Raw genomic sequence first — 11,187 nt, forward strand, 5'->3', positions numbered from 1 at the left:
TGTCCTCATGACCGATAAATCTCAAGATCTCTCCCGGTGGGTAGAGAAACGTCTCCCGATTGTTTCTTCTTTTCGGCGTGAATACGTTGATTTCGCAATGCCGAAAAATCTCAATTATCTATGGAATTTCGGTGCTTTTGCCACGGTTTCGCTCGGGATGCTTTTGCTGAGCGGGATCTTTCTTGCTCTCAATTATACTCCGACAGTGTCAGATGCATTTTCCAGCATTGAGACCATAGATCGGCAGGTAGCATCGGGCTGGCTGGTTCGATCCATTCATATGGGCGGCGTTTCCATGCTGTTTGCCGCTCTCTACGTTCATGTCGCAAGAGGGCTCTATTACGGATCTTACAAAGCGCCTCGTGAACTGATCTGGCTCACTGGGCTCGGACTGCTTTTAATGGTCATGATAACGGCTTTTGCGGGATATATTCTCCCGTGGGGGCAGATGTCCTATTGGGGCGCAACAGTTGTCGTGAATGCGCTCAATACTGTGCCATTGATCGGCAAAGCCCTGACGTCCTGGCTAATGGGAGGGGAGGGCCTTGGTAATGTTGCTTTACACAGAATTTACGTTCTTCATTTCCTGACAGCATTTTCTATTATTGGCGTCGTGGCGCTTCATATTGCAACATTGCATGTTGCGGGATCAAATAACCCGACAGGAATAGATCCTGAATACTCTGATGAAACAGTCCCATTTCATCCCTATTATACGTCCAAGGATGGGTTGGGGCTTTGTTTGTTTCTTATCGTCTATGCAGTAGTTGTTTTCTTCGCTCCGGATTTTCTGACTCTTGCAGAGAATTACGTACAGGCAAACCCGCTTGTGACGCCTCAGGACATTACGCCGGAATGGTATTTTGCACCGTTTTATGCGATTTTAAGGGCGGTTCCTTCCAAACTTGGAGGCCTCATCCTCGCGACAGGAAGTATAGGCGTATTATTTGCGGTGCCATGGCTGGATAAGTCCCCTGTCAGATCTGCACGGTATCGACCTCTCCTTCGACCTGCGCTTTTATTGCTTTTCTTCTCGTTTGTTGCTCTAGGTTTTGCGGGAATGCATCCACCAGCAGGGGGATGGCTATGGCTCAGCCGTGTGGCTGTTTGCTACTGGTATTTATATTTTTTGGTACTTCTGCCGTTTCAGTCGCGACGTGAAACATCACCATCCCCGACCGTCCAGCACGAGGGCTCGGAATGAAATATCTTTTCGTGGCTTTGCTTGCTCTTTCGCCTTTACAGGCCATGGCTTCTACGCCTGAACAACGTGGGTTTCAGGTATTCAGGCAGGTCTGTAGTAGCTGCCATAGCCTGAATTATGTCGCTTACTCGGATCTGTCAGAACTCGGCCTGTCTGTCTCGGCTATCAAGGACTATGCGGCACAGCATCAGGTTGCTGATGGTCTGGATGACGATGGAGACCTCAAAACGCGTCCAGCCCACCCATCCGATAAAATTGGGTCACCCTATCCGAGTGAAAATCTGGCCCGTATGGCCAATCATGGCGGCTTGCCACCGGATTTTTCACGGCTTGCCCTCACGCAGAAGGGCGGAACGGCCCGTATTATCCAGATTTTGGAATCTTACGCCTCGGCACCGGAAGGAGCGGTGCTCCCCCAAGGGTCTTATTACAATCTGGCCATGAAGCATCGTCATATTGCAATGCCTCAACCTCTGCATGCTGGTCAGGTCAAGTACTCAGACGGGACGTCGGCAACCATTTCCCAGATGGCACAGGATGTAGGCACATTCCTGGAATGGACAGCTCGTCCACACCTTCAAACCCGGCATAGAATAGGCATTTATACGTTAATTTATCTTATTGTGATGAGTATGTTGGTATTCGTTCTCAAAAATAGAATATGGAAAAAGGTGAAGGAATAGGCTGTGACTTCCAATATAGTTTTTAAAGGGAAGTCACAGGAAAATAAATTTCGTTTTCAGAAAATGAATTCCTCTTACGGCAGCGGATGAAGAGCGTTCAGCGCTGCTCGTTCCGACACAATTTCTTTCGCTTTTTTGGGAGTAGCGCGAGCAGCCTTGATTTCATCATCAGAAAAGACCGGGGCCGTACCAGACGTATTCAGCGACGAGACATACGTAAGAACAGCAGCAATCTGGCTATCTGTAAGCGCTTTGAAAGAAGGCATAAAGCCCATGTATGTCTCGTCGGAAACGTCAATCGCACCATGCAGCCCATTTAGAAGAACATCTGTAAGATAAGCCTTTCCCTCAGGAGAAGAGGCGATTTTACCAACTCTTCCGCTTAAGGGGGGAAACTGCCCCGGCGATCCAATTCCAGCGGCCTGATGGCACACGCTGCACTTGCTGCTGTAGAGTGCCTGGCCATCTTCTGCATGAGCTATGGGCGCGGTTCCGAATAGAAATCCCATAACAAGAACTGTGCGTTTGATCATGGATGGCTCCCGACAGATCATCTGAGTGAAACAAAAACAAATTGATGTAACAGTATCAAAGCCTCGTACCAAGTCATTGGCCCAGCTCCAGGGAAACGCCCGGTCGATTTTACCTTCATCGTGCAAGTTAGCCGCATCATCAGGCCTCGATCACAGTGTGCTCAGGGGGCATTTTTCAGATGGCAAGCCTAGCTTGGCGTCGGAGAGGAAATCCTGATCCGTCAGCAGCCTGAGGAATGCGGTGAGATCTGTCAGTTCGGCTTGTGACAGTATTTGGCCTTTTGGGTGGGCCAGAATGGCGTCCTTGAGCGTAGAAGCAGAACCGTCATGCAAATAAGGTGCGGTTACCTCGACATTTCGTAGAGAAGGGGTCCGGATAGGTTCGGAATAAGATATCGACAGTGCATGGAATTTTTGGTCAGTGAATAGAGGTGGTTGGTGGCATGAGCTACACTGTCCCTTACCAAGAAATATCTCTTTTCCGTTTATTCGTGAGCGTGTCGCGTCAGATAATCCCAAGTCCCACGGCGACTTATAGGAAGTTAGCTCTCGCTCGAATGCTGACACCGCCTCGGCAACAGAGCGGGCATCAATCGGAGTGTGTTTTTCAGGAAAAGCTTTCGAAAACAAAAGGCGATAGCAAAGGTTTCGGGAAAGCCGACGAGAGAGTTCTGACATGTTGGTCATACCCATTTCCACAGGGTGATGGCCACTCAGCGGAATAAAAAACTGATCTTCCAGTGTTATGACATGTTGGTTGATCCAAGTGAGCGTATGAAATTGCCCGACATTCGCGAGTGGTGGAACATTCCGGATTCCGTCCTCATCTGTTACGCCGGGATGGGTCGGATTTCCATCTGAGAAGGCATGACGCTGCTCATGGCAGGTTGCACAGGACATACTGCCGTCAAGAGAGAGGTCTGCGTCGTAGAAGAGTCTGTGCCCTAACTCGATTTTTGCATCGAGTGGGGAAATATCCGTGGCAACCGCTGGTAATGCTATCCCGGTTATAAGAAGCCCTAGAGATAGCAGTAGCTGATGGAGCATCAGGGAAGCGCAGAGACCATGACAGGCATGTCTTGCAGGCCGCTTCCCGCAAGTTGAACTGTATATTTTCCCGCCGAAAGCTGAAAGTCCACCATTTTGCGGATGCCAGAGCAGTCGGGACCATGCTGATGATGTGTTGAAGTAGCTGGGCCACCCTGTCCAAGAACATCGATCCACGTTTTATTTGGCAGCATGATACGATAGGTCCCACCCTTGGGAGCCTCGAAAGCAATCATCCCTCCGTAACTGACACTTCCGCCCGGTTCAGCGGGCCTCTGCAGAAAATGAACGTCAGGAGTGTGGTCCAGATGAACGGTGGCCGCGTGATTAAGCGTCAGGTAACCGTTAGAAAGACCGGCTTGATTTGTGGCGGCCGTCAAGGGAGTGGGATGGCTCCAGCCCTCATACCCAGCAGGCAGAGAGGTTGTTCCAGGTTTGCAAGCTGCGGGGTCAGCCAACGCTGTACCGGCACTAAAAAGCATGGCTAAGGAGAGGATACCGGGCAGGGCACGCTTCATGGTTATGTTTTCCAGCAAAGCTTTCAGGTGCGTCTATTGAAGCACCTGAATATGGAAGTTTGCCAGAGGTATGACGGCATCGAAACGTGTCAGATGGCCAGCCCATAAAAGCGCGGGCATGGTTGGGAACGCCATACCCGCAATACCAGAGAAGGTTAGAGAGCAGGGGCGTTGAACGTGTCGCAGCGTTTGATATCGCCGCTTTCCAGCCCGCGCTTGAACCACGCTACTCTCTGCGCAGATGTTCCATGCGTGAAGCTATCCGGGACAACGTATCCCTGGGCTTGCCGTTCCAGGCGATCGTCACCAACCGCTGAGGCTGCGTTCATACCTTCTTCGATATCTCCCGTCTCAAGGAAATGGCGGGTATCATTCGCGCGCTTGGCCCAGACACCAGCGAAACAGTCTGCCTGTAGCTCAACGCGCACGGAAAGGCCGTTAGCCCCTTTCTGGGCGGCGCTCCCTTGCTGATTGACCTGCTGCATAATGCCCAGTTCATTTTGAACGTGATGCCCGACCTCGTGAGCAACTACATAGGCCCTCGCGAAGTCTCCGCTCGCTCCCAGACGACTCTGCAATTCCTGAAAGAACTGCAGGTCGAGATAAACCTTACGGTCGGCGGGGCAATAGAACGGGCCTACAGACGTTTGAGCATAGCCACAGCCAGACTGGGTGCCGCCTGAAAAAAGCACCAGACCGGGATCATGATACGTTCGCCCCATCTGTTGAAAGGTGCTGCTCCAGACATCTTCGGTAGATCCGAGAATACGGGCGATGAATTTTCTTCCCGGGTCGTCTTTTGCTGCCTGCGGCTGGCTGGTCGCCGGTGTATTTGCTGCCGGACCATTCTCGAGAAGGTTCAGAACCACTCGGGGATCAACGCCGAAGTACAGTGCGCCAATGACAAGGATGACACCACCAATCCCTCCGATCCTCAAAGGGCCGCGTCCTCCGCCTCCGGAACCGCGTCGATCATCAATGTTGGTGCTTTCCCGTTGGTCGTCGAGACGCATGTGTGTTTTGCCCTGTTGCCGTTTCCCGGATGGGAAAATTGTTAAATTATCCTTTATCAGATTTCGTGAGCGCAAGGCACCGTTTGGACACCAGGCTTCGAAGAAGTGTGAAGACATCCTCTACGACCTCGTGTCACAGTCACGACAGTTGCAACAGGAGTTATCATGATGCTGTCGAAATCCGGTTTTCTGTTGGCCTTGTCATGTTTGACAGCCACGCCAGCATTGGCTGGCCCAAGTTTGGATCAAGCTCTCAAACTTTCAGAGCGAACGCCGGCTTTCGTCGCCCGTGACAGTGTTCGGCACCCGCTGGAAGAGCTGCAGTTTTTCGGGATATCTCCGACGTCCAATGTCATAGAGATCTGGCCTGCTGGAGGGTATTGGACCCAAATTCTCGCGCCGTATCTTCATGACCAAGGCACTTATACGGTTGCTCTCGGGCCCGCAGATATCAAAAAGCAGAGTATTGCCAAGCTTCAGGCTACGCATCCGGATATCTACGGAGCCGTCAAAACCACTCGTTTTGATGCAGAGAATTTGAATTTCGCACCGGCAGACAGTGCGGATCTCGTCATGACATTCAGGAATATGCACAACTGGATGGAAGCTGGAAATGCCCCGCAGATGCTGGAGGCAATCCACAAAGTGCTGAAGCCAGGCGGTATTCTGGGTATTGAAGACCATCGCGGAAACACCAGCGCTCCGCAGGACCCGCAGGCAAAAGATGGGTATGTGAGACAGGCATACGCCATCCAGATGATTGAGAAAGCGGGTTTCAAGCTTGTTGGGAGCTCCGAAATCAACGCCAATCCCCGGGATACGGCACAGTGGCCCAAAGGGATCTGGACCCTTCCTCCAACATACGCTCTGGGCCAAGTTGATCGCGCCAAATATGCCGCCATCGGGGAAGGGGACAATTTTGTTCTGAAATTCCAGAAGGTTGGAAATTAACTCCTAAATCAATTTTCTTTCTGTGAGGTGTGATTTTTCAGTCATTTAGGTCGTTGATAGCCATTGCAAGAGCCGTGGAGATCGTCTAGACCCACCTCACAGTCTGCGGGCATGGTGGAATTGGTAGACACGCCAGATTTAGGTTCTGGTGGCGCAAGCTGTGGGGGTTCAAGTCCCTCTGCCCGTACCAGTCATTTTCAATATCCTCGTTGTTCCGGCAGACAAGATTGTCTGGCTTTAGGTCTGTGAGGGGCGTTGAAATATCTTCCGCTTGGTTTCGTCGGGTTTCTGGTTATCGCATGTCCCGCACATGCGGCTTCGTGCCCGGCCTTATTTGCCAAAGGTGTTCCCCCCGCACTTTTGTCAGAGACCGCGCGATCAGGCACTGTTCAGCTGTGTAATGACCATTATGCCGTTCTGGCTTCAGAAGCGACAAAGGGTCCGCTCTGGTCTGCTGAAGACCTGACCGAAGAAAATCTTGAAATTGCTGATGACACGAACCGACAAGGAAAATTCTTTCCCGATATGAGGCTACCGGCCTCCATGCGCGCGTCGCTGACGGACTACAGAGCCTCAGGCTACGACCGGGGACATATGACACCAAGCGGCAATGAGCCGGGTCTTGCGTCTCAGCAGCAGTCTTTCCTGCTGTCCAATATTGTTCCCCAAACGGGTGAGTTGAACCGTGGCCCGTGGGAAGGTGTTGAAAGCGCTGTCAGAGGGTGGGCACGTCAGGAAGGCGAAATTTTCGTTGTTACTGGACCCGGATACGATCCAGATCACAGCGTGAGAATTGGAAGAGGGCGTATCCCGGTTCCGGCTGCGACATGGAAGGCCATTTACGATCCGGCCGCCAATGGTACTGGTGCCTATGTGTGCCTGAATACACGCAAGCCAACCTGCAAGATCATAGCCGTTGCGCTTCTGATGCAGCTCGTGAACGTGGATCCGTTTCCCGCACTTCCGCAGTCCATGAAGGAACAGGTTGTAGGCATGCCGCCGATCAGGGAAAGCCCTTATGCACTCTCCAAGCGTCCGCGTAGCAACAGGCTCCTCAAGGAGTGGGGGTCCAAAGCGGCACAGAAGGCGATCAAGGCTCTCGTCAAGGCGCTTGTTCAATAAGCGCCTTGGTCGGCCGCCTTCTCGCTCAGGGCGTGAAAACAATCGTCTTGTTTCCATTTAGAATGGCCCGTCGTTCAATGTGATACCGTACGGCGCGAGCAAGTACGCGACGCTCGATATCACGTCCCTTACGGATCAGGTCTTCCGGGTCGTCAGCGTGAGAGATCCGCTCTACGTCCTGCTCTATGATCGGTCCTTCATCCAGATCGCTGGTGACATAATGGGCCGTCGCACCAATAAGCTTTACGCCACGGCTGAACGCCTGATGATAGGGGCGAGCGCCTTTAAAGCCTGGTAGAAAGGAATGGTGAATGTTGATGCAACGTCCAGAAAGGCGAGTGGCCATTTCGTTGGAAAGGACCTGCATATATCGCGCCAGAATAGCCAGTTCAGCCCCGCTCTCCTGAAAAACAGTCCAGATGCGTTGTTCCTGTTCCGCCTTGGTATCTTTGGTAATGGGAAGATGGTGAAATGGAACGCCATGGAAATCCAGATCAGCATAGGTTTCCCGCGCATGATTGGAGATGATTCCCACCGGATCTATCTGTAGTTCACCGATACGCCAGCGATAGAGAAGGTCCACAAGGCAATGATCGAAGCGGGACACAAAAAGGAGAACTTTCTGGCGCTTTGAGATGTCACTGATTTGCCAGTCCATCGAGAAATTTTCAGCCAGACGGGAAAATTCTGTTTTCAACTGGGTTTCGGACAATGCCTCCTTTGCCACATCGAAAACAATTCGCATGAAAAACTGGGTACTGTCAGTATCGTCGAACTGCTGTGCTTCCGTGATATTCGCACCAAGCTCATAAAGACGCTGGCTGATGGCAGCTACAATGCCAGGGCGGTTAGGGCAGCTTAAGGTGACTACGAAAGTTGTAAGCGTAGATGACTGACGAATCATGAAAGGCGGGGTCCAGCGTTGAATTGCCACTTGGCATGGTGACGGATCGGTCCCTACCTATACGCCCAGATGGTAGACAGGCAAAACACCGGGCAGAGGACTTTATGACGATACGGGATTATCTGTTTGCAGGATCTTGCCTGCTAATCGTTGTTCTGTTCGGGCATGCAGATGCATCAGCACGGCAAGAAAGTATTCCGTCACCGGCAGAGCAAAAACTCATTTCGCGTCAGATCGCGTCTATTCGTGACCCACGGGAGAGGAACGCTGTGGCGACGCAAGGAACAGCCTGGCTTATGACAACCTATCTCTGCCAGCCTGCCGCGCGGCACGAACTCGTTAAGCGAGGAAGTTCAAACAATCGTTTTTTTCTTCAGGATGACAGGCCAGAAAGCCAGGTGGTCGTAAACGCGTCTCTGATACGAGGGCGGGGACAGTATCAAAGGAAAGCATCCCCTATCGAGTGGGTCTCATTTACATGGGAGTGTCATCTTGATCCAAGCACAGGAAAAGTACTTGGATTTGACGTGAGGACGAATACGCACGAGAAGTGAAACCATGACTTACACGCCAGAAAATCCTCAGAAGGGCTTCTAATGGATTTCACCGTTTTCTACGGCTGAGCAAAACATCTTCCAGTCTTTATGGGTTTGATCTGCATACGTCTCAGAGAAGTCTGATATGGCTGAGGCGAAAGAAGCGCCTTTACCCAGATAGCCAGAAATCATGCTCACATTGCCAGAACGTGCATGTGCCCGCGCCAAAGTCCGTCCGCACAATTTTGCATAATCAGCCAAACCATCCTGAGCCACATCTGAGCCGACAGCGGCCAATCGGCTATCCTTGACGCGCCGCACATAAAACTGGCGCCCGCTTCCCGAGAGATCAGGTGTATCGCTAGAGATTGAGGCATTACTGTGCGTCCACCCCAAAAATGTGTCAGACACAGCCTGCATGATCCGCTGCCCCGTTACGACGCGCTCTCCTTGATTGGCGAAGGGTGAAGTCAGCGTATCAGTCTGCAGAACGGACATCTGGGCTTCCTTGATCTGCAGAAGCATGGTCTCTCCATCGGCAGTTGAGAACAGTCCAATTGCACAGAACGTTCCGACACTCCCAATCCCGACAACCTTAAAAATAACGTCTTTAAGAGTGTACCGGCGCAACAGAATGGCCCGCTCTAACGGCTGTGTTTCAACATATCGACTAAAAGCAAGCCGGATGGTCTCTTCCTGTTCGGGTAACCGCATGACCAGCGGAGGCTTTTCCTTGAACGCTGGATTTTTTCCATCACTTGCAATCAGGCCGAAATGCCCTTTTGCTGCTTCTATCCGCTCAGAAAGAAGCTTTTCTGCGCGAGTACGGACTTTTGGGTCCTCAAAACCGGCAATTGCAGCTGTGAGGTCAATGCGCTCTGACCAGATCTGAAGAGGGGTCATCGCGGCCAGCCGCGTCATTTGCTCGCAATAAGAAAGAGACATGCTTGTCGCAAGGTCTTTGGTAGCCTTGCTGGATAGCCCGCTTTCCTGACCGGCAAGCACCAGCGAAGTCCCCAAGCGCTTAACATCCCATTCAAAGGGTGCCTTCAGGGTCTCATCAAAGTCATTGATATCAAAAACCGGAACGCCTTCCGGAGACGAATAGCTTCCGAAGTTGGCAAGATGGCAATCTCCACAAGACTGAACATTGATGCCCGATGCCGGGGTGGAAGCAAGATCTTTGGCCATGACAAGCGCAGACCCACGAAGGAACGTGAAAGGTGAGACTTTCATTCGCTGATAGCGCACCGGAAGAAGAGACGAAATGCGACCTTTTCCCTGTTCGAATAAAAGATTTACAGGGTTTTGACGTACGTCTGAGGCGCTCCATTCAGCATGGGCTCCACGGGGCGTCTGCTTTCTAAGCTTGGCTCCCTGACAATGACTTTCTTTTCTTGTCAAAAGAACAGATTTGTGGGTAGCAATTTCTCTGGGATCGTTCTTCATGACCAGTATTCTCCTCTATAAATTCATCCTTAATGACAATATTTGGTAATTATATTTGCTATTTTCTGTTATTTCGAAGAAATTTTTGAAAACCCCGGTTTCCCAAGAAAGTCAGTAAAGGCATGCTGAGGCGCAGGAGAGACGGCATTAGTAAGCATAAACCACCAAAAATTCCGTCGATTTTAGGAAAAAATCTCTCAAGTTTTGGCTTTTGAATAAGCTTCAGGATTTCAGAGGCAATAACTTCTGGTGTTGCGGGGGTGCCAACAAAATTTAGAACCGAACCACCAGTCTCCATCTCCTGACGTAGCATCTCCGTTTCCACAGCTCCCGGAAAAATGGATGAAACGGCAATGCCTTTAGGGCTTATTTCCTGAGCCAACGATAGGGCAAAGTTTCGCAGTCCTGCTTTGGTCGCACCATAAACACTACTCCCAGCTAAAGGAATCGTCGCGGCCATGGAGTTTACTATTATGATACGGCCTCCAGCCGGAATTTTTGGTAATAATAAAGACGTAAGTGCAATCGGTGCTGTCAGATTAATCGAAATTTGCCGTATTACATCTGCCGGTTGAGTATCTTCGACCATGCCCGGGCTTATAATTGCCGCACAATGAATCAAGATATCGACACCAGGAATTTGTTTTAAAAGGACTTCATTTACTCGGCTGATGTCGTGCAGGTTAGAGGCATCGTAATAGATATGCGTCAGTGCTTCATGGGCAATATCTGGAGCAGTGCGAGACAACGCAACTACTCTATGGCCTTGATCTAAAAGCTTTCGGGTGACAATCGTTCCGATGCCTCCAGAAGCCCCCGTAAGAACGACGGTTTGAAAAGCGGAAACTGGCCTAAGGGGCGACTTAAGAGGCATCTAGAAAACAATCACTGTGAGCATGATGAGAGCGTTATGAAAGAAAAAATTTTGAAGCGACGATGCTCATCTTCCTATTTCCACTGAATTAAATCTAGAGGCTTTAGGCACGCTTTGAAATAAATTATTTTATCCTCCTTGGACTTCCAACACTCGTTAATTGATAAATAATTATTTTAAATTACTTTTGGAGATCTGAGTTTGATGATTTAATTGATAATTTTTTCACTTATAATTGCTTCCGTACCCAATTTCTTGCAATTAAAAAAGGATCAATAAGCGCGTCCATCATAAGTTTACAAATATATCAATTATATATAATAAATCAAGAAAATAGAAATAATGTAAGTATA

The 11,187-nt window shown here is 50.4% G+C and carries 11 protein-coding genes and 1 tRNA gene; 5 read left to right on the plus strand and 7 right to left on the minus strand.

Going from position 1 to position 11,187, the window contains the following annotated elements:
- Positions 1-7 precede the first annotated feature (7 nt).
- Positions 8-1,204 carry a cytochrome b N-terminal domain-containing protein gene (locus KP702_RS11910; protein ID WP_202207851.1) on the plus strand — a complete coding sequence of 399 codons (1,197 nt, stop codon included), beginning with the start codon at positions 8-10 and terminating at the stop codon, positions 1,202-1,204.
- The gene (locus tag KP702_RS11915) at positions 1,201-1,887 is read left to right on the plus strand and encodes a cytochrome c1 (protein ID WP_202207850.1); all 687 of its coding nucleotides are present in this window, start codon (positions 1,201-1,203) and stop codon (positions 1,885-1,887) included. The genes KP702_RS11910 and KP702_RS11915 overlap by 4 nt, the downstream gene beginning before the upstream one ends.
- A 74-nt stretch (positions 1,888-1,961) precedes the next feature.
- On the opposite strand, the gene KP702_RS11920 is transcribed toward KP702_RS11915, so the two are convergent.
- The 4 genes from KP702_RS11920 to KP702_RS11935 form a co-directional block, all read right to left on the minus strand.
- Positions 1,962-2,420, minus strand: a complete 459-nt coding sequence (locus tag KP702_RS11920; RefSeq protein WP_215768998.1) for a cytochrome c — start codon at positions 2,418-2,420, stop codon at positions 1,962-1,964.
- A gap of 150 nt (positions 2,421-2,570) precedes the next feature.
- Positions 2,571-3,467, minus strand: a complete 897-nt coding sequence (locus KP702_RS11925) for a cytochrome-c peroxidase (RefSeq protein WP_215768999.1) — start codon at positions 3,465-3,467, stop codon at positions 2,571-2,573.
- The gene (locus KP702_RS11930; protein WP_202207848.1) at positions 3,467-3,985 is read right to left on the minus strand and encodes a hypothetical protein; all 519 of its coding nucleotides are present in this window, start codon (positions 3,983-3,985) and stop codon (positions 3,467-3,469) included. The genes KP702_RS11925 and KP702_RS11930 overlap by 1 nt, the downstream gene beginning before the upstream one ends.
- Before the next feature lie 155 nt (positions 3,986-4,140).
- Entirely contained in the window at positions 4,141-4,998 is an 858-nt protein-coding gene (locus KP702_RS11935; protein WP_202207847.1) for a neutral zinc metallopeptidase, read from the minus strand.
- Positions 4,999-5,163: 165 nt separating this feature from the next.
- Here KP702_RS11935 and KP702_RS11940 point away from each other — a divergent pair, with 165 nt between their 5' ends.
- The 3 genes from KP702_RS11940 to KP702_RS11950 all read left to right on the plus strand — a co-directional run bounded on the left by KP702_RS11940 (position 5,164) and on the right by KP702_RS11950 (position 7,071).
- Entirely contained in the window at positions 5,164-5,949 is a 786-nt protein-coding gene (locus KP702_RS11940) for a class I SAM-dependent methyltransferase (RefSeq protein ID WP_237389990.1), read from the plus strand.
- Between the two features lie 105 nt (positions 5,950-6,054).
- Positions 6,055-6,139 (plus strand) — tRNA-Leu (locus KP702_RS11945).
- A 65-nt stretch (positions 6,140-6,204) separates the two neighbouring features.
- Positions 6,205-7,071: a DNA/RNA non-specific endonuclease gene (locus tag KP702_RS11950; RefSeq protein WP_215769000.1), complete on the plus strand. Its 867-nt coding sequence runs from the start codon at positions 6,205-6,207 to the stop codon at positions 7,069-7,071.
- A 25-nt stretch (positions 7,072-7,096) separates the two neighbouring features.
- Here the strand turns inward: KP702_RS11950 and purU are convergent, their stop codons facing one another.
- The 3 genes from purU to KP702_RS11965 form a co-directional block, all read right to left on the minus strand.
- The gene (gene purU, locus KP702_RS11955; protein WP_215769001.1) at positions 7,097-7,975 is read right to left on the minus strand and encodes a formyltetrahydrofolate deformylase; all 879 of its coding nucleotides are present in this window, start codon (positions 7,973-7,975) and stop codon (positions 7,097-7,099) included.
- 593 nt (positions 7,976-8,568) lie between these two features.
- Positions 8,569-9,960 carry a DUF2252 domain-containing protein gene (locus KP702_RS11960; protein WP_202207844.1) on the minus strand — a complete coding sequence of 464 codons (1,392 nt, stop codon included), beginning with the start codon at positions 9,958-9,960 and terminating at the stop codon, positions 8,569-8,571.
- 58 nt (positions 9,961-10,018) lie between these two features.
- On the minus strand, positions 10,019-10,834 hold the full coding sequence (locus tag KP702_RS11965) for an SDR family oxidoreductase (protein WP_202207843.1): 816 nt from the start codon (positions 10,832-10,834) through the stop codon (positions 10,019-10,021).
- Between the last annotated feature and the right edge of the window lie 353 nt (positions 10,835-11,187).

Origin of the sequence: Gluconobacter sp. P5B12 (assembly GCF_018812035.1) — a bacterium.
Taxonomy (GTDB): domain Bacteria; phylum Pseudomonadota; class Alphaproteobacteria; order Acetobacterales; family Acetobacteraceae; genus Gluconobacter.